Annotated in this window: 18 protein-coding genes and 5 pseudogenes; 13 read left to right on the top strand and 10 right to left on the bottom strand. The window is 47.1% G+C overall.

The window, feature by feature from the left end; translation table 11 throughout:
* Nucleotides 1-675, top strand: a pseudogene (locus JO375_RS02330) (IS30 family transposase); the annotation flags it as partial.
* Between the two features lie 78 nt (nucleotides 676-753).
* Here the strand turns inward: JO375_RS02330 and JO375_RS02325 are convergent.
* A complete protein-coding gene (locus JO375_RS02325) occupies nucleotides 754-2,430 on the bottom strand; it encodes an MFS transporter (protein WP_229522961.1) in 1,677 nt (558 codons plus the stop codon).
* 166 nt (nucleotides 2,431-2,596) lie between these two features.
* Here JO375_RS02325 and JO375_RS02320 point away from each other — a divergent pair, with 166 nt between their 5' ends.
* On the top strand, nucleotides 2,597-3,166 hold the full coding sequence (locus JO375_RS02320) for a TetR/AcrR family transcriptional regulator (protein WP_229522960.1): 570 nt from the start codon (nucleotides 2,597-2,599) through the stop codon (nucleotides 3,164-3,166).
* Between the two features lie 34 nt (nucleotides 3,167-3,200).
* Here JO375_RS02320 and JO375_RS02315 read toward each other — a convergent pair whose 3' ends face one another.
* From JO375_RS02315 to JO375_RS02310, 3 genes and pseudogenes are all read right to left on the bottom strand, one after another.
* Nucleotides 3,201-3,677, bottom strand: a complete 477-nt coding sequence (locus tag JO375_RS02315; protein ID WP_229522959.1) for a hypothetical protein — start codon at nucleotides 3,675-3,677, stop codon at nucleotides 3,201-3,203.
* 44 nt (nucleotides 3,678-3,721) lie between these two features.
* A complete protein-coding gene (locus JO375_RS24935; RefSeq protein ID WP_377529481.1) occupies nucleotides 3,722-3,976 on the bottom strand; it encodes a class I SAM-dependent methyltransferase in 255 nt (84 codons plus the stop codon).
* A 61-nt stretch (nucleotides 3,977-4,037) separates the two neighbouring features.
* A pseudogene (locus tag JO375_RS02310) lies at nucleotides 4,038-4,217 on the bottom strand (transposase domain-containing protein); the annotation flags it as partial.
* A 140-nt stretch (nucleotides 4,218-4,357) separates the two neighbouring features.
* On the opposite strand from JO375_RS02310, the gene JO375_RS02305 reads away from it, so the two are divergent.
* Both JO375_RS02305 and bglS read left to right on the top strand, forming a co-directional pair.
* Nucleotides 4,358-4,888, top strand: coding sequence for a hypothetical protein (locus JO375_RS02305; RefSeq protein WP_229522958.1), 531 nt, complete (start codon nucleotides 4,358-4,360; stop codon nucleotides 4,886-4,888).
* A gap of 625 nt (nucleotides 4,889-5,513) precedes the next feature.
* On the top strand, nucleotides 5,514-6,227 hold the full coding sequence (gene bglS, locus JO375_RS02300; protein ID WP_229522957.1) for a beta-glucanase: 714 nt from the start codon (nucleotides 5,514-5,516) through the stop codon (nucleotides 6,225-6,227).
* Nucleotides 6,228-6,478: 251 nt separating this feature from the next.
* Here the strand turns inward: bglS and JO375_RS02295 are convergent, their stop codons facing one another.
* Complete coding sequence (locus JO375_RS02295; protein ID WP_229522956.1) at nucleotides 6,479-7,522, bottom strand: zinc-binding alcohol dehydrogenase family protein; 1,044 nt, start codon at nucleotides 7,520-7,522, stop codon at nucleotides 6,479-6,481.
* Nucleotides 7,523-7,646: 124 nt separating this feature from the next.
* Here JO375_RS02295 and JO375_RS02290 point away from each other — a divergent pair, with 124 nt between their 5' ends.
* Complete coding sequence (locus JO375_RS02290) at nucleotides 7,647-8,024, top strand: winged helix-turn-helix transcriptional regulator (protein WP_229522955.1); 378 nt, start codon at nucleotides 7,647-7,649, stop codon at nucleotides 8,022-8,024.
* A 192-nt stretch (nucleotides 8,025-8,216) separates the two neighbouring features.
* Here the strand turns inward: JO375_RS02290 and JO375_RS02285 are convergent, their stop codons facing one another.
* Nucleotides 8,217-8,486, bottom strand: coding sequence for a hypothetical protein (locus tag JO375_RS02285; RefSeq protein WP_229522954.1), 270 nt, complete (start codon nucleotides 8,484-8,486; stop codon nucleotides 8,217-8,219).
* 644 nt (nucleotides 8,487-9,130) lie between these two features.
* On the opposite strand from JO375_RS02285, the gene JO375_RS02280 reads away from it, so the two are divergent.
* Together JO375_RS02280 and JO375_RS02275 are read left to right on the top strand one after the other, a co-directional pair.
* Nucleotides 9,131-10,633 carry a malate:quinone oxidoreductase gene (locus JO375_RS02280; RefSeq protein ID WP_229522953.1) on the top strand — a complete coding sequence of 501 codons (1,503 nt, stop codon included), beginning with the start codon at nucleotides 9,131-9,133 and terminating at the stop codon, nucleotides 10,631-10,633.
* 147 nt (nucleotides 10,634-10,780) lie between these two features.
* Entirely contained in the window at nucleotides 10,781-11,068 is a 288-nt protein-coding gene (locus tag JO375_RS02275) for an alpha/beta-type small acid-soluble spore protein (protein ID WP_229522952.1), read from the top strand.
* Nucleotides 11,069-11,348: 280 nt separating this feature from the next.
* Here JO375_RS02275 and JO375_RS02270 read toward each other — a convergent pair whose 3' ends face one another.
* From JO375_RS02270 to JO375_RS02260, 3 genes and pseudogenes are all read right to left on the bottom strand, one after another.
* Nucleotides 11,349-11,717: a DUF5367 family protein gene (locus JO375_RS02270; RefSeq protein ID WP_229522951.1), complete on the bottom strand. Its 369-nt coding sequence runs from the start codon at nucleotides 11,715-11,717 to the stop codon at nucleotides 11,349-11,351.
* A 14-nt stretch (nucleotides 11,718-11,731) separates the two neighbouring features.
* Entirely contained in the window at nucleotides 11,732-12,331 is a 600-nt protein-coding gene (locus JO375_RS02265) for a TetR/AcrR family transcriptional regulator (RefSeq protein WP_229522950.1), read from the bottom strand.
* Between the two features lie 122 nt (nucleotides 12,332-12,453).
* Nucleotides 12,454-12,653: pseudogene (locus tag JO375_RS02260) on the bottom strand (sugar diacid recognition domain-containing protein); the annotation flags it as partial.
* 35 nt (nucleotides 12,654-12,688) lie between these two features.
* On the opposite strand from JO375_RS02260, the gene JO375_RS02255 reads away from it, so the two are divergent.
* From JO375_RS02255 to JO375_RS02230, 6 genes and pseudogenes are all read left to right on the top strand, one after another.
* Nucleotides 12,689-12,772: a hypothetical protein gene (locus tag JO375_RS02255; RefSeq protein ID WP_229523025.1), complete on the top strand. Its 84-nt coding sequence runs from the start codon at nucleotides 12,689-12,691 to the stop codon at nucleotides 12,770-12,772.
* A 305-nt stretch (nucleotides 12,773-13,077) separates the two neighbouring features.
* Complete coding sequence (locus tag JO375_RS02250) at nucleotides 13,078-14,034, top strand: endo-1,4-beta-xylanase (RefSeq protein WP_229522949.1); 957 nt, start codon at nucleotides 13,078-13,080, stop codon at nucleotides 14,032-14,034.
* A gap of 149 nt (nucleotides 14,035-14,183) precedes the next feature.
* A pseudogene (locus JO375_RS02245) lies at nucleotides 14,184-14,590 on the top strand (TetR/AcrR family transcriptional regulator).
* Nucleotides 14,590-14,961, top strand: a complete 372-nt coding sequence (locus JO375_RS02240; protein WP_229522947.1) for a DMT family transporter — start codon at nucleotides 14,590-14,592, stop codon at nucleotides 14,959-14,961. The pseudogene JO375_RS02245 and the gene JO375_RS02240 overlap by 1 nt, the downstream one beginning before the upstream one ends.
* A 163-nt stretch (nucleotides 14,962-15,124) precedes the next feature.
* Nucleotides 15,125-15,983 (top strand): annotated as a pseudogene (locus tag JO375_RS02235) (hypothetical protein).
* A gap of 21 nt (nucleotides 15,984-16,004) precedes the next feature.
* Entirely contained in the window at nucleotides 16,005-17,159 is a 1,155-nt protein-coding gene (locus tag JO375_RS02230; RefSeq protein WP_229522946.1) for a glycerate kinase family protein, read from the top strand.
* 187 nt (nucleotides 17,160-17,346) lie between these two features.
* On the opposite strand, the gene JO375_RS02225 is transcribed toward JO375_RS02230, so the two are convergent.
* Nucleotides 17,347-18,375, bottom strand: a complete 1,029-nt coding sequence (locus JO375_RS02225; RefSeq protein WP_229522945.1) for an RDD family protein — start codon at nucleotides 18,373-18,375, stop codon at nucleotides 17,347-17,349.
* Between the last annotated feature and the right edge of the window lie 303 nt (nucleotides 18,376-18,678).

The raw sequence follows: 18,678 nt of genomic DNA, 5'->3' as shown, positions 1-18,678 counted from the left end.
GTAGAGCGGTTGCGCCAGGAGGGACAAGCAATCGTATGCTTTAAAACGATCTATCGCTGGCTGTATACAGATCTTTTGGTGAAGGGCCTACTTACCGTCCTGCGGCACAAAGGCAAGCGTCAGAAGCCTGCGGAGACTCGTGGCAAATTTGCGGTAGGCCGTCCCATCTCCTAACGGCCAAAAGAGGTGCGGTCTTGGGAAACATTCGGTCATTGGGAACTGGATACCGTCGTCTCGGGCCGTGGAAAAAGCAAAGGTTGCGTGGCCACGTTCATCGAGCGCAAAACGCGCCTGTACACCGCCATTCGAATGCCTGACCGTACGGCTTTGTCCATGGAGATTGCCTTTGGTGTAGCGGCCTTGCAGTATCCTGCAAAGGTGTTCCAAACCGCTACGGTTGACCGTGGTAAAGAATTTGCCTGTTATGCTAGCTTGGAAGCCACTCATGGCATACAGGTGTATTTTGCAGATCCCTATTCCTCCGGGCAACGGGGTTCGAACGAGAACGCCAATGGCCTCTTGCGCGAATTTTTCCCCAAAGGGACTGATTTCGCCCAAGTGAGGGAAGATGAATTGGCACAAGCATTAGACCTCATCAACCACAGACCACGAAAATGCTTAGGCTGGAAGACCGCTCACGAATCCTTTTCAGAAGAACTGTCGCACTTGGCTTGACAATCCGTCTTAAAAATAAAGAACAGGAGCAAACCCCCCTGTTCTTCACCCATTTACTACATAGCGGTTATCCCAATTTCAGCTTTGTGAGGGGTTCGCCCTCTTCCTTCTGGCAAGAACAACGGTCAACGGTATAATAAACATGGTATAAAAACCAAGCACATACATACTGAAAGTAAAGGCGCTCGTGTAATTCCTCGTATTTGCCTGAGAGACGCCATCCGCAATCAGCTTCTCCTCTCCACTTGCAGCCACAGCAGCATTCGTGCAGCCCGGCGGAACCGACTTACCCACCCCGGACCCTGCCGTATGACATTCACGCAGCCTGGCCAGTGCCGCTTCCCCCTGCTCTGCCGTCAAAGCGTAGGCCGTCAAGTTCTGCCGAAGCTGCAGCTCGGTACGGGCTTCCGCCTGGCTTGCGTAATGGCCGAGGGAGCTCATCCAGACGATGCCGATCAGACCGATGCCGATGGCCGAGGCCAGCTGCATACCAGTTGTCAGAATACCAGAGGCCGAACCAATATCCTGCTGCCCCACCTTGGAGAGCACGGCATTGGTCAGCGGCGCGGCAACAAAGCCCTGGCCCGCTCCGAGCAGCGTCAAGGCCGGAAGCCACAGCCACACATTGGGAGACCAGCCGGTTGCCCAGATCGATAATCCTAGCGCCAGATACCCTATGAAGGTCATGACCGCACCGACCGTGAGCACATAAGCCCCGATCCTGCCTGCAAGCTTCGGCGACAACAACGAGGCCAGGAAGTAGGCGAGCCCCATCGGCAGAATGATCATGCCTGATTTCAGAGCGGTAAAGCCGTGACCCATCTGCAGCAGGTAGGCCATGATCAAAAAAAAGGCGGCCTGGGCGGTCATCATCAGAAAGATAACCGCCAGCCCCAGGCTAAAGGCCTTCTGCCCGAACAGCCTGACGTTCATAAACGGCCGCCGCCCACTGGCAAGCAGCCTGCGCTGCATCCATACAAACATCGCCAGAACGGGGACCGACAGGATCAAGCTGATGACGAGCAGAGCCGGCCATCCCTGCTTCTGCCCCTGTACCAGCGGATATACGAGCAACAGCAGCCCTGCGGCCGCAATGACCGCACCAAACCAATCCATCCGTGAGCGGTCGGTATCCCGCGACTCCGGAACGAACGAAGCGATGGAGAGGATCACCAACCCGATTGGCACATTAAAGAAGAACACAAGCCGCCAGTCCAGCGACCAGGGATTCAAGGCCAGCAGCAGTCCGCCGATCAGCTGTCCCGTGGACGCAGCCAATCCCTGGGCAGCCCCGTACAGGCCGAAAATCATGCCCCTTCTCTCGGGCGGATACTGCGCCTGAATGAGCGACAGCACCTGCGGTGAGATCAGCGCCGCACTAAGGCCCTGAAGCGCGCGAATCGCAATGAGCATTCCACTGCTGTTCGCTATTCCGCACAACAATGACGTGAGCGTAAATCCGGCGATCCCGACAAGCAGCATCCGCCGCCGCCCATATCTGTCGCCCAGCCTGCCGCCTATAATCAAAGCAACGGCATAAGCCAGTGTATAGGCCGATACGACAAGCTGAACGTCGTAAAAGTCAGCATGCAGGCCGCGCTGAATCGACGGGGTCGCCACATTAACGATGAAAATGTTGGCCACCGCCATAAAAACGGACAGCAGCATGACGGCCAGCGTAAGACGCGGCCTCTGGCGCGGCCCGGCTGACGTCGCCGCAAGGGGCACAGGTATGGAATCGGCCCTTTGGTTCATGGTTTTGTATCCTCCTTCAGAATCCGGATGATTTGACAGCAACCGGAATTTCTCTTTAAAATAAATGAGACAGATAGGTCTCATTTGAATAATAATCACATGATACAGACAGGTCTGTATCATATCAACAAAAGATTTATCTATATTCAGGAAATAGGTGATCCGTATGCCGAAGAAAGAATCCGCTAAAGAGCGGATAGTGAGTGTGGCTTTCGATTTATTTTATCAAGAGGGGATTCGGGCGGTTGGTATTGACCGGATTATCGAGGAATCGGGCGTTGCCAAGGCTAGCTTTTACCGCAATTTCCCCACCAAGGACCAGCTGATTGTCGCCTATTTGGAGCGGCGTTCCGAGACCCGCTTAGAGGCTATCGAAGAAGTCAAGCGGCAGTTCCCCGACTCTCCCAAGGAACAGCTCTACGCTCTTCTGGAAGAATTGGTTGAACGGATGAAGAGTCCTCATTTTCGCGGCTGTTCATTTATGAACGCCATCGTTGAGTTTCCGGACGAGGAGCATCCCGGACACCAGGCAGCCATGGTGAGCCGCCACAAGATCTGGGAACAAGTGGAGGTTATTGCCCGCCAGGCTGGTGCACGCAATCCCATCCAGCTCACTTATCAGCTCCAGCTGTTGAAAGAAGGCGTCGTGATGAGCGCATACATGGATAAGGGTTCTTATCATCCGGATTATTTCCTCGATGCCTGCAAAGTGCTGATCGAGGGACAGCTTTCGTAAATCAGAGTGTCTAAGAAGCCAGCGAACCGCAAAATCAGCCGTATCCTGCCCGGAAGCCAAAGCCTGTCACAGAGAGACCAGCGACTGGGCGGAAGAAGTACAACAGTAGCAGTCGGCCATTCAGTGAGAGATAATTCCATTGTTTCTTCTGTACTCTGGCTAATATTCTTTCAACCGGGGCCCATCCTGTAAACTTGGGTCTCGTCCACCCTCGTGCGGGTGTGAGATTTTCAATTTCCAAATAGTTATCTATTCTTACTTGGTCCCAGGCGTGTATTGCCTCTCCATTCCCAAGAGACAAAGCTACGTTTCCCCAGTTTTTCACTTCTCCTTTAATCATGCCGGAACAAGAGTAGAAAATAAAAGCTTCTTTTGGTGGCAAATCCATATTCTCGTGGACTTCGTAAATTTCAGTGGATTCACGAGCATCGTCGCCTCCCCACATCTCGAGGCCGTTGCTTCTTTCATAAGTTACTTCAATGGAAAACAGACTGCCCCGGTTTCGGCCCAATAAGCTGAACCATGTTAAACCAGTAGCTTTCTACCTTATCTATTTTAATACCTGACTCCCGAATCAGTTCTAAAATGTTCCTTGTATTGTGACATCCATGTGCGATATAACAGAGGATTTAGCGCTTTTTGGATCGCAGAAATCGCAAGGTTAGAGCTGATCCCGTGCTCCATAAAAAGGATTTGCCCATTCGGTCTGCACCACCGATTGATTTTAGCCAGCACCATGGACGGATTGTCATAACTGCAAAATGATAACGTAGAAACAATAGTATCGTACGATTGATCGGAAAAGTTCATTTCTTCAATATGTAAGCGTAAAATAGTCCCCACCTGGCCAGCAGACGGGGACTCGGATATGCTATTTTGTAGGGGTAAATACGCGGCAAATTAAGGGAAGTGAGGGCGACCAGGGAAGCAGGGCGTTCAGCGCCTTTTCGTCTTGCGGATCCGGCAACTGCGGCAGCTTCTCCAACAGGTACGTCAAGTAAAGAAACGGATTCAGTCGATTTTCTTGGGCTGTTTCCACGAGGCTATAGAGTTCGTGGTGTTATCCTTGGGAGGACTTAAGCGGCGGCAGGCCCATAAGCGATTTTCGAGGTGCGTATGCCCTATTCGCACAGGCAAGCAGCCCGCCCCCGGCGTAAACTGAACTAAAATCAGTGAGCGAGGTGAACTTCCATGGCACAATCGAAGGAGATGCGCGCACGGGCTAAGAAGCTTCAGGGCCGTCCGGTCTGCGTCACCCTGCACAACGGAGAGACTTACGTCGGCTACATCACCGACGTCGATTCCGGCGGGTTAGTACTTGCTAGCGCCGAAGCCCCCCCACGCGCTTCTTCCGGGAAGCAAGGCTCCCGATCTCCCAAACGCAGAGCCGATTCGCATGCCCGGGGCGTCCGTCCCGGCAACCGGAGAAGCGGCGGCGTGCGCAAACCGTCCGTCCGTTCGCGCTCCCGCAAGCCGGACGTTAAGGTGTCGGCATTCCTGCCGATGATGGGCTCGCTGCTCGGTGGCCTGGGCGGCGCCGCTGGGGGCATAGGAGGGCTTGGCGGCGCGCTCGGTGGCGGCCTGCGGCTGTTCGGCATGATCCAGAAATTTGTCCCGGTCGTGAGGATGGGCTACGGCATGATCAAGTCCGTTCGCCCGTTCTTCGGCGCCGTTAAAGGCTTGATGGCCCCGTCCGGTCCGGCCGCACCGGATAACGAATAATCGTATACCTGCGGACTTTAAGCCCCCTTTGAGTGGTCAAAGGGGGCTAGCCCACACCATCACTTTCTAACAAGGAATAAGAATAATCACGGCCTTCGTCATCAAATTTGCGTGGAAAGTCTCTTTTTATGGTAAAATGGCCGATATTCTCGGAAACCTATTAGATATGCAATGCGCCAAGCAGCTTGTAGATCATTGCGGTCGTTTCCGCTCGGGCGGCTCCGTAGTTCACTTTATCATTTTTATGTTTTCGAGATGTCACAATGATGTTAATTCTGTCCTTTCTTCAATATTCTGAACTCAGGTAAATAGAGATATTTTTTTGTTGAAATAAGTGGAAGAAGAGAATTGGTTGAAGTTTTGATTGTATCACTAAAGGATTTTATTTTAGGTAAGTTTATTCAACACAATGACGAGGAAACCTTTGGAAGCAATTGCAAATAGTTATTATGATTTATAAGATTATTCCAATTTACTATTGTGATTGTATGTACATCGATGTATAGTGAAGATACCGAGTATGAAAGCGTTCTATTTTTGTGCAGCAAGATGGGTAATATTTGCCATGGTTCATCGCTTTTCGCGACTTCTTTCATGTTCGGACAATCTTTTATGGAGGTGTAAGATGAAGAAGAAGTCTTGGTTCACTCTAGTGACAACTGGTATTGTCTCACTGTTTTTTTCGGTAAGCGTTTATGCGGGGAATGTTTTTTGGGAACCACTTGATGGTTTCAATTCTGGTGCATGGCAAAAGGCGGATGGATATTCCAATGGCAACATGTTTAATTGCACTTGGCGCGCCAACAATGTCAATTTTACTAAGGATGGCAAAATGAAGCTTGGTCTAACGAGCTCTGCGCGCAATCAATTTGACTGCGGAGAGTATCGATCGACTAATACTTACAAATACGGCTTATATGAGGTCAGCATGAAGCCTGCTAAAAATACAGGAATCGTATCTTCCTTTTTCACGTATACCGGACCTGCTCATGGTACGCAATGGGATGAAATAGATATTGAATTTTTAGGAAAAGACACGACAAAAGTACAATTCAACTATTTTACAAACGGGGTTGGTGATCATGAGAAGATTGTCAATCTGGGATTTGATGCATCAAAAGGCTTTCACACCTATGCTTTCGATTGGCAGCCAGGGTACATTAAGTGGTACGTTGACGGGGTTCTAAAGCATACGGCAACTACGAATATACCGAAAACGCCAGGCAAGATTATGATGAATTTATGGAATGGCACTGGCGTTGACGACTGGTTAGGACCGTATAACGGAGCTAACCCGCTATACGCGGAATACGATTGGGTCAAATTTACAAGCAATTAGCCCACAAACAAAAGCAGCCCTTAGTGGCTGCTTTCTTATTACTCTAGCGATAATATAAGGCCAGTTATCAACGATCAATAGAAATCACTAGGGCAGCAAGGAATTGCATTAATTTAATAAGTATATCCAATTCCTAACGTTTCACCCGCACCATACCGTTGTACACAAAAAGGCCCCATATTAGCAAGGGGCCTTAGGGCTATCTATTCACATTACCGCTTTTTGGAACTAAACGCGCCTTCTTCGTAGTATCAGAAGTTTTCTAAGACAATTTTTCCAATGGTCCGTCCAGATTCCAACTTCTCATGCGCCAAACGTAGGTTTGCTGCATTGATGGGCTCCAGTCGTTCAGTCAACGTAGTTTTAATTTTTCCATCATCGATTAAGTCCGCCAGTTCATTCAACAATTGGTGTTGTTTGATCATGTCATTGGTATGAAACAAGGACCGTGTGAACATGAGCTCCCATACAAATGTTACACTTTTAGAAAACAGCAAGTCCATTTTCAAGCTCCCTGTCCAGGTAGCCTTATCTGTAGGAACGATAGAGCAAATTTTACCTTGGGGGACAATGACTTCCGCCATATTTTCAAGATGTTGAACAGTGTCATTCAAGCAAAAGATATAATCTACGGTGTCAATACCAACTTCCTTGAGTTGAGGGTGAAAAGGGTTGTTGTGGTTTATGGTAAAATCCGCACCGAGACTCTTAACCCATTGAATTGACTCTGGACGTGAAGCAGTACCAATGACGGTCAAACCTGCTAATTTTGCAAGTTGAATGGCAATCGATCCTACTCCTCCAGCTGCACCGATAATCAGTATGTTTTTGTTTTCACCAGTATTTAGGCTAATTCCTAAACGATCGAATAGGCTCTCCCATGCAGTTATCGAGGTTAGTGGTAATGCGGCGGCGGTAGCGAAATCCAAACTTTTCGGCATATTTCCTACAATTCGTTCATCAACTAAGTGAAATTCACTGTTACTGCCAGGTCGAGACACACTGCCCGCATAATAGATCTTGTCCCCAGGTTTAAACAATTGGCAGTCAGGACCGACTTGTTCTACGATTCCAGCGGCATCCCAACCAAGAATTTTCGGTGACTCGGCTTCATAGTTATTCATTTCTCGAACACCTACGTCTGCAGGGTTGATAGAGATTGCTTTTACACGTACAAGCAAATCGCGGCCTGTAGGTTCCGGTTTATCCAAGTGCAGATCAATAAGGCTTTCCGGATTGGATATAGGAAGGTATTGGTAAGCACCGACAGCTTTCATCTTTTGGTGATTATTCATGGGTATCTATCCTCTCAAATAGAAAATGTTGTACAGTTGCATTGTAAATCGATTCAATACTTTAAGTAAGTACGCATATTTTTATGGTATAGTATAAAAAATCAAACCATTGGAGGATAAGCTGATGGGTGACCGAAGAAAGAAATATGGAGTGAGTCCAGATTTGCAAGCATGTCCGGTTGAAACAACGCTGGATGTTATTGGTGGAAAGTGGAAGGGGATCATTCTCTATCAGCTCCTGGACGGAACGAAAAGATTCAATGAATTCAGGCGCCTCAATCCGGGAATTACGCAGTTTATGCTCACATTACAGTTAAGAGAGCTTGAACGGGATGGCATCATTCACCGAGAGATATATAAAGAGGTTCCGCCAAAAGTGGAATACTCCCTTACTGATTTCGGAAGGACTTTGGAACCGGTCATTATGTCTATGAAGGCATGGGGGGAGTCTTATAAAATGCGGCTTGATAAAAATCGAACTTTACAAGGGGAGGAAAGTTAAAGGCAAGTTGGGTAACAAGCCAGGCGGTGGGTACAAGGCCACAGCTAAAGGAGTAAATAGAATAACAATGTATGTTCTATAATTTTAAGGCCATCCCGCAAAGGATGGCCTTAAAACTTGCGTTACGGACAACGCGGGAAACCGTATCATAAGTGATGGCGAAAAATTCAGTAACTGCTCCACCAGTCCTAGTCATTCTGGATTTAGCGTAACCTCCATACAGAAAACGTCTTCTGGCCACCGAAGTCCCTTTTCTTTACATGCCCCGCTCGGCAGGTAATGAGCGAGACAATACTGGAAGCCGTCTGCGCCCGAAATAACTTCCAGCCATCGGCCTGCTCCTCCGATCAGGATAAGGCCAGGTTTCATCATGTATCGTTCCACCCCGTCGAAGACGAATTCCCCCTCGAGTGCAATGATGATACCGCATTTGGCGGTGGGCTTGTGAACATGTCCACACATATTGCGCAAGCTCTTTAGAGGTCCGCGACATCCGGGGAGCCTCCTAATCCAATCATTTTGACTTTCCAATACAAGTACTAAGGAGCGCGAACAGAGCCATCACATCAACGAAGCCATTATCTAAAAAACGCTCCTCTATTGCTGTGCAAACCGGTTATTTGCTGCTTGCCGAACTGTTTCATAAGGAACAGGGCAAGCCACGCACTTCCTAACCGCGAGGATGTGGTCACTTTTTCTGCACAGAAGATACACCTTGGTCGATCACATACTTTAGGATAAGAGCAACTATGGATCACCCGATAATCCTGCTTGCATAATATAGATATGTGCAGACCATAATGCATTCCAGCAAGACAAAACTTTACCCATTTGGTGCTAATCCACTCATCATTGTGAAGGCTCCATTCTTGATTAAATTTTCTTAACGCTAAATCCTTATTTTTCTGAAGAGAATTCTCACTTTTTAGCAAAAGTAGTTTATAATTATCAGATGATAGACGATATAATTTTTAAAAGCTTATATTTAAGTTATAATGGAGAAAGAAAAGAAAAGATATGTTCCTGAGTGGAGCCTTGCTTCTTGTATCACCTAAGCAGGAGGGCCTGCTCTTTTTTGCAAATTTAAAAAGATAAGGAAGGTTTTTATGAGCGGAATGCAGAAAAAAACAGACATTATCTTGATTGGTGCTGGAGTCATGAGCGCGACTCTGGGATCGTTGCTGAAAGAGTTAGTACCGGAATGGGAAATTAAAGTGTTTGAGAAACTCGCAAACGCAGGAGAAGAAAGCTCTAACGAATGGAATAATGCGGGTACAGGCCATGCTGCACTGTGCGAGCTGAACTATACATCCGAAAAAGCTGACGGATCTATAGATATTCGTAAAGCTGTAAACATTAATGAACAATTTCAGCTCTCAAGACAGTTTTGGTCTTTTCTTGTAAGCAGCAAGATGATTCGTAATCCGCAGGACTTTATCAAGCCAATACCTCATATGAGTTTGGTAACAGGTGAAAAAAATGTATCTTTTTTGAAGAAAAGGTTTAAAGCGCTTTCAGATGTTCCTCTGTTTCAGGGGATGGAATTTTCCGATGATCCTGAGAAACTGAAGGAATGGATTCCGCTGATCATGGAAGGCCGTACATTATTGAACGAACCGATTGCGGCTACCAAAGTTGACTCTGGGACAGATGTTAATTTTGGTGCTTTAACACGCATGTTGTTTGACCATTTACAAAGTAAAAATGTCGAGGTTTATTACAAGCATAAAATTAAAGATATTAAACGTACGAGCGATGGCTCGTGGGAAGTTAAAGTGCACAATCTGGATAACGGCAAAATCGGGTACCATACTGCCAAATTCGTCTTTATCGGCGGCGGGGGCGGAAGTCTGCCTTTACTCCAAAGAACCGGTATTCCTGAGTCCAAACATATTGGAGGATTTCCGGTAAGTGGACTTTTTATGGTATGTAACAAGCCTGAAATTGTTGCGCAGCATCATGCAAAAGTATACGGTAAAGCCAAGATTGGCGCGCCTCCCATGTCTGTTCCGCATCTGGATACAAGATACATTGACAACCGGAAAGCACTGCTGTTTGGGCCGTTTGCCGGCTTCTCGCCAAAGTTTTTAAAAACGGGTTCGAATTTGGATCTGCTCTGTTCTGTAAAACCCAATAACCTCTGTACGATGTTGGCAGCAGGCGCAAAAGAGATGGCATTGACCAAATACCTGGTCCAACAAGTGATGTTATCGGATGACAAGCGTCTGGAAGAATTACGCGAGTTCGTTCCGAACGCCAATCTTGAAGACTGGGAAATCGTAGTAGCGGGCCAACGTGTGCAGGTGATCAAAGATACGGCGAGCGGAAAAGGAACACTCCAATTTGGTACGGAAGTGGTTAGTGCCGCAGATGGCTCGGTAGCTGCATTGCTTGGCGCTTCTCCAGGTGCTTCTACAGCTGTCAACGTAATGCTGGAAGTATTAAAAAGATGTTTCCCTCAGCATATGAAAGCGTGGGAACCGAGAATAAAAGAAATGATTCCTTCTTATGGTGTATCACTAGCGGAAAACCCGGAGCTTTTCCAAGAAATTCACGATTCCACAACGCAGACGCTTGGTCTGGGCCGAAAGGAACCGCTCCATCGTTAAAATCATATAAGCAACAACGCCAGCGGTGGGGAATTTTCCCCACCGCTAAAATGCTTGCTTAAGGCTGATTCATTCCAATTTCCTGCGCGGCATAAAATTGATGCCTTGGCGCATGCTATGAGCATATGACATCAAGGGGGCATCATAATGGCAAGAAGGAACAGGAAATATGCAGTTCCGGGTGTTGAACAGGAAATGCGGGCCTTTAAAGGAGCTGTAATGAAGGGCGAAGGTTACGCCGTTAATCCGAATCAACCGGATGACGTGAAATACGAAGTGGCCAAAGAGCTTGGCGTACCCTTGCAGCCCGGCTATAATGGCGATCTGGATACAGAATCGGTTGGCCATGTTGGCGGCAAAATCGGTGGTGCGATGGTTCGGGAAATGGTCCGTCTGGCTCAAGAGCAACTCGCGAACAAGAGGCAAAAGGAATAAACCTCGCTTTAATCGAATTTTCATTGTTATGAATAAGCTCATTCAATCCAGAGTTTCTTAGCGTTAGCAGGATTGATACGAAAAAGATGCGTTTGCTGGGAGAAGCTCTCTCTTCCTCAGATAGCTGTCCATCGTCTGGGAAATAGAGCCTGATGTTCGCTTATTTCTGCCCCTGCTGTCGATCCAGCAAGGACTGTCAATTAACAGTCAGACTGGCGAAGGGACGACTGTGTCCTTTGTTATTCCGCAAAATAGACGGAGCTCTTCTTAGATTCTGTCGTTACACCTGAGTCTGCCGAAAAAGACCGCCAAGCAGAATCAAGGAGTAAGCCCACATCAGCCAAACGAAAAAGAGATGCAGATAGGCTCCCGGTATGCCGGGAAAAACAACAGAATGGAAAGTAATGCTGAAGAGATCAAGGAGCATTCCCGGAATAGCGATCAGTAGGGCGGCCTTTGGGCGGTCCGCCGGGGAAATGTTCCGATCTCTGGATAGCCAATGCAGAAATAGCAAAATACCTGGAGCAATCAGGATAAATGAAAACCAGATAAAAGGTCGACTTGGATCAACAAGTACATCCCCCCAAAACTTGAAAATTAACGTCGCAGCCAGCCAGAGCATGAAACCAAAATAAGTAAAAAAACGCATTTCAGATAACCTCCTCAGGCGTCTTTATCTGTTGGATTCGAAACGATAGCCAAAGCAGATGTAATCAGTTCAGAGTAAACTTCTTCGGTTGGAAAGTTGGGATTCAGCAAAGCTTGAAGGGCTAGGCCGTCCACCAAAGCATTTGCCATGACCGCCCGATATTTCAAAGAATGGCTGCTGGAAGTCTTCTCTGCCGGGAATAGCCGGGCTAACAGTAAAGCTGCATGTGAATTTTCACGTTCGAGCATCTCGTTAAGCTGGTCACGCAAGGCCGGATTCTGCAGGCTGTGAACCACAAGAGAGAAGAACAAGGTATGAAAGGACTTCTCATTGCAGCGATCGCGGGCACGTTCCAGTACATGGACGATTGCTTCTTCTGGATTACGCGTATTTTGATGTGTGTCCACTTCCTGCCAGGAGTCAGTGCAGATGGATTGAACGATCTCGAGCATCAGCTGCTCCTTTGTCTTGAAATGATAATATACTGTTCCCTGAGTCACTCCAGCCCCCTGAGCAACGGCCTTAAAAGTAAGCTTATCCAACCCCTTCTCTTGGATGCATCTTTGAGCGGATGCAATTAAATCCTCTTTTGTAACCCTATTGGGTGTCGCCATTACAATACACACCTCCACTAAGTTATTCAAATAACTAACTAGATAGAATATTCTAACACATCAGCCCCTAAAAATGGAACCACGATTTTCCAAGTTGTTGTATTTTTATATGTGCAAGTGCACAATCGCTGTTCGATCAGGAGGGAAACTGTAGTTTTGACGATATTGCAAAAAGGCCGGACCTCATCCGGATTGCCCGTAATGCCAATAACTCCGACCCGTTCCTGATGAATTACGATCGGTTGGTCCCCTTTTTCTCGTAGGGACCGTCATGCCATACTTCAATCATTTTCCCGGTTTCCAGTGCCTTAACGGATTGCTGCCCCGGCTTATGCGGCTTCAAAAGCAGCCTTGAATATGCTGATTGCTTATTGGGCGCAAAAACACGAGGGGACGAGCCTGAGGGTTAATTCCGTCCATCCTGGCCTGGTCAAAACCTGATGGGTGGGGAAAAAGCGGAGCTGTCGGTGGGGATGGAGCAAAAACGGCCGTTCGCCTGGTAACTCTGTCGGAAGACGGTCCAACAGGCGGATTCTATTACATGGATGATCAGCTGCCATGGTAAAGCTTAGCGCATGAAGGGGAAAGAAAATATCCCAATGACTTGTAAATAATGTAAAATCATCGGATTAAATCTTTATTTTTACACGTAGCGGAAAATACTACTAATTATTATAATTGGGAATGTAAGTGCTTTATTAGATGACGAAAGTCATTAAAACCTATACGTGTGAGGAGGAGATTTTATGTTGGGAGTTAAAGCAGGCAAGTTGTTAGGCAGTTTGGCGTTGACGGGCGTCTTGTTATCGTCTGTTCTGGTGAATCAGGCGAATGCCGGTTTGGCAAATGGCAGCAAATTCCTCGGGAATGTTATTGCCGGTAGTGTTCCTTCCAGTTACGGAACGTACTGGAATCAGGTGACACCGGAGAATTCAACCAAATGGGGTTCGGTCGAAGGCAGTCGCAACAACATGAATTGGTCGCAAGCGGATATGGCCTACAATTACGCCCGCAGCAATGGCTTCACATTCAAGTTTCACACCTTGGTATGGGGCGCCCAGGAGCCAGGATGGATTCGCGGACTGTCGGCTGCTGATCAGAAGGCGGAAGTGACTCAGTGGATTAAAGCTGCCGGTCAGCGCTATTCGAATGCGGCGTTTGTAGATGTGGTGAATGAGCCACTGCATCAGAAGCCGTCTTACCGCAATGCCATTGGCGGTGATGGATCGACCGGATGGGATTGGATCATATGGTCATTCCAGGAGGCCAGACAAGCTTTTCCGAATGCCAAGCTGCTTATTAATGAGTATGGAATTATCGGCGATCCTTCATTAACGGACCAATATGTGAAGATTATTAATCTGCTCAAGAGTAGAGGGCTGATTGATGGAATTGGCATACAATGTCACCATTTCAACATGGATAATGTCTCAGTCAATACGATGAATACGGTATTGAACAAATTATCGGCAACTGGATTGCCAATCTATGTGTCGGAACTGGATATAACTGGTGATGATAACACCCAGCTTGCCAGATACAAGGAGAAGTTCCCGGTACTCTGGCAGCATCCCTCAGTGAAGGGAGTTACGATCTGGGGGTATATCCAGGGACAAACCTGGAAGGAGAACACACATCTGCTAAACTCGAACGGCAAGGAACGCCCTGCGCTTCAATGGTTAAGACAGTACCTGCGCAATTAGCACCATTGGCGAGACTGACGGCATAGAGAGCATATTGTAAGTCATAGTAAAGGGAAGTAATAGTTCATTAATAAAGAAGTCTTGGCTGCAATGAGGTGGTCCCAAGGCTTCTTTCTTTTTAACTGATATGTAAGAATACATAGAGCAATATGGATCGAATAGAAGGAGTTGAAAAATTAACTTTGGAGGCCGTTGCTAAGAAAGCGATAAGTAAAGGGGGTTTGCTGTACCATTTTCCGAATAAAGAAGAATTGATTGTGGGTATGGTTGAACAACTATCGAGCATCTTTGTCGCCGAATTTAATGAGAGGGCAGAACATGATATCCATTGCAGCTCATTTTACCAATCCTCAAATGCTAAAGCTGCTTCAGGACGAGTATGTAACATCCAAAATAAAATCGAAAACGATGAATTGAACCCTGTTCGTTCTACGATAGTTCGATTCGTTATAGACGGTTTGTGGCTTGCGGATATGTTTGGGCTCGCTTCTCCCAATGAAGAGATGAGGCAAAAATTATGGAAAAATTGAAGTCACATATAAAGGAGAATGAATAATGGCCTATCTTTTCTTGGCGATTTCTATTGTTGGTGAACTCATTGGAACTTCAATGCTTAAAGCTTCCGAAGGGTTTACCAGACTGTATCCGACTTTATTTACGATTGTTGCGTTTGTTATCTCTTTCTTCTTTATCTCTCTAACGCTTAAGGCGCTTCCTTTAAATATGACTTATGCCATTTGGTCAGGTGTAGGATCTGTGGCGACAACGCTGATATCCGTATTGATATGGAAAGAGAAAATCAATACGGGTAGTATCATAGGTATTGCATTCATTGTAATTGGTGTAGTGGTACTGAATTTATTTGGCGCAGGACACGGTGAGGCAAAAGGTGCAACCGAAACAGCCAGTTCGATTGTTCAAAAATAAGATAAAAGCGATAAATATCAATCATAAGCTCAGTCTCCTGCAAGGGGGATGTGGGCTTTTTATATGTGCAAATGTAATCAATTTCGTCTGTTCTTCAATATTTTTTGCATTTCGTAATCGATATAATGAAAGCGCAATCAAAATCATTCGGGGGGTTAGGCAGATGGAAGGATTGACGATCAGTTGGATAGGAGCTCTGGCAGGGCTGGCTATTCAATTATTCTGATATTAAGAAAGCTGAATCCGGTTTACGCTTTATTTGTGGGAGCCATTGCAGGCGCTTTATTGGGCGGAGTCAATTTGGTGCAGACCGTTAGTGTGCTGATCAGCGGTACGCAAAGTGTGATGGGGGCGGATTGCAGCGGCACGCGGATTCAATCTCGATTTGAGCCACGTGATGCTGGCAGGTGTGGTTCCTGCAATATGCGGTTTATTGATGACCTTTCTGGTAGGCGTCTCTGCTAAAAACCAAGGGTGTGAAGGTATCTGAACAGGATACCGTGGACAGTGATGTGGATACTTCGAAATACCCGCCGCTGGGACGGGCCATTGTAGCTCCGCTGGTAGCTGTTATTTTGCTGATGATTAACCCGATTGGCTCCATCTCTGGCATTGCCGTGCTATCGAGCTTCAAGGTAGACGCAATGTACATTTTGCCGGTTGCCGGGATTGTGGGTATGCTGGCTATGGGACAAGGAAGCCATATTTTAAAGTATTCGGCCTCCGGCTTGAATAAAATGACGGCGGCTGCCACAGCGTCGACCTCTACGGGAGTTATTTTGGCGACAGGCTCGTTCGGAGAAGCGATTCTTAACATGGGAACGGCCCCGCTGGCCGCAGCGGTGATGGTGCATACCGGGGCTACGGTGATCGACTCCTTGCCGCAGGGGAATTATTTCCATGTGACGGCAGACAGCATGAAAATGAGCATTAAGCAACGGATGGGACTTATCCCTTACGAAGCCATTGTGGGTGGCGCGATGACGATTGTAGCGACATTGATGTATGGATTTATATTTTAATATTCATGACGGGGTGAGAAGATGAGTGAGAAAACATTTGTGCTGGCGCCGGACTCCTTTAAAGAAAGCATGACCGCCAAAGAAGTGTGTATCGCGATGGAGAATGGATTGCGCAAGGTCTATCCGACAGCCAATTACGTCCATGTTCCGATGGCGGACGGCGGCGAAGGAACGGTGCAATCACTGGTGGATGCGACAGGCGGGCAGCTTCGCTATATCGAGGTGACCGGGCCGCTTGGAGAGCCTGTTGCTGCCGCATATGGCTTGCTTGGAGACGGCGCCACGGCTGCGATTGAAATGGCGTCCGCCAGCGGAATCCACCTGGTCACCAAGGCTAACAAAAACCCGCTCAAGACTACAACTTACGGTACGGGCGAGCTAATCCGCGAATGTCTGAATCAAGGGATTCGAAAAATTATTATCGGCATTGGTGGTAGTGCTACGAATGATGGCGGAACGGGGATGGCCGAAGCACTCGGTGCCAGATTCCTGGATGCGGAGGGAAACACGCTCCCTTGCGGCGGCGGCAGTCTGGGTGAATTGGCCAGCATTGATATTTCGTCACTGGATGCTCGCCTGCGACAGGTACAATTGATTGTAGCCTGTGATGTAACGAATCCGTTGTGCGGAGAGCATGGGGCATCTCATGTATTCGGCCCGCAAAAAGGGGCAACCCCGGAAATGGCACAGCAATTGGATGCCAATCTGGCTCATTACGCGGATGTGGTGAAGCGGCAGCTGGGCAAGGATGTGCGCGATCTTCCGGGCGCAGGCGCAGCAGGCGGATTGGGTGCGGGCTTGCTGATTTTCACTCAGGCAGCGCTGCAAAAAGGCATTGAAATTGTGATCGAATACACCGGATTAAAGCAGAAGCTGGCGAATGCGGATATCGTTTTTACGGGGGAAGGCGGTATTGATTTTCAGACCAAATTCGGCAAAACGCCGTATGGAGTAGCCCAGGCGGCCAAGCAATCCGGCAAAAAGGTCATTGCGATCGCTGGCTACATCGGAGAAGGGATAGACACGTTGTACAAGGAGGGCATAGATGCGGTGTTTGGCATCGTGCCAGGAGCCTCGGAGCTGGGGAAGCTGCTGGCTGAAGGGCCGCAAAATGTAGAGCGCACATGCGAGAATATTGCAAGGGTGCTTCAATTCAGCGAGCAGCCAATGAAGTAGAAACACGGCTCATTACACGGATGCAATGTATCAGGATGAGGTAGCTGTCTTACATATACTGTTGAAGTTTTTAGAAGCAGATCAATGTGATATTGAGCCGCTTCTTTTTTTATTTTTGGAGTGTAGGCTCCTTGATGAACAGTCCCGATTCGCTCGCGCTCACCACTACCGATGATAATGCCTCAGTCTAATGACGAACCTCGCGGAAGCTGTAGATAATATCATGCAGTTCTTTCTTCAAACGGTTATATTTAGATGCGGGCGTATACGCGAGTATCTGAAGATAATCTTCTTCGGTCTCAATGATGGCTACATGAGTTATATAATGGTTCACATCTTTTTGTCCTTTAATCGTAAACTCAATGGCAGGATATCCATGAATCGTTGTGTCAGATGAAGGTCCTACAGTAGAGAGGTTAAAACTTTTGGTCAGGTTGTTTTGAATTTTCTTTGTGTAGTACTGGAGAGTTACATTGCCCAATTCCCTTTTCGAGTTGGACAGTACCACAACGGACTTTTCGATGTATGGATTGAATATCGCAATATCTGATCGTCCTTCACCGTCCGGGTCTGTTGACCAGTCTAGTGGGGCTGAGATTTGAAACCGCCCATCTTTACTTACATAGCTCTTGTTTTTCATGCTCACTGGAGCCTCAGAAGATTGATAATTATGCAGCCATATAGAAATAGCATTAACAAACGAGCCGCCCAAGATCACCATTGCGGTAAAAAATATAAAGAGCGAACGTTTCATTGCCTTTTTGCTAATCGGCTCCAAATCCCGTACCTTTACAACATATGTGCCTGCCGCTAAATCGCCAATTCGTTGTCCTGAAGCAGTGGCGAGCACACTGATAGCAGCAGGCCACGAACCCATTAGCAAGGGATTGGTTTCAACCAATCTAAGCAAGGTGCGGATTAGCGATTTAAGAAAACCAGGAGGCTTTTCTTCCGCGTTAACCACCTTAATACGAAAAACGAACTTCCCCAGCGTATAGCCTGTATAACCTTCTAAAAGCAAATAATAGCAGATAAAAGCGATAAGCAGGATACAACGGGATGCAATTGCCAAAGGCAGAAACCATCTATCTGTTATTTGAATGACAGAGATAAATAAACAAATATAACCGATCACAAAAAATATGAAATCAAATACCGTTGCTCCCCACCGCATAAACAAAATAGACAAGCCATAGGTTTTGGATATTTCAGCCATCCTATTGGTTTCTGCTCCATAATTTTGGCTATGCCGAGTGTACATCTGTCTTGATGTTTCCTGTGGATTCTGTGACATGTGCTGGTTCTCCAAAAAATACACCTCTTTTTAATATTCAATCATTTTAAAACACGCCTCTTATATTAACGGCTAATTTACATTCCATGTTTAGGAAAACATCCTATAAACAAATAAAATAATATAAATATCCCTTATGAATAGAATTAAAGAAGCTGTCCTCAAGCCGAGCGTGGTTTCTGGCATGAAGCGGAGCGGTGTATGGACTTCCATACTATTTATAGT

Origin of the sequence: Paenibacillus farraposensis, from assembly GCF_020736845.1 — a bacterium.
Taxonomy (GTDB): Bacteria; Bacillota; Bacilli; order Paenibacillales; family Paenibacillaceae; genus Paenibacillus; species Paenibacillus farraposensis.
Note: the sequence above shows the minus strand (reverse complement) of the source record. Positions and strands in the feature narration are given on the sequence as shown.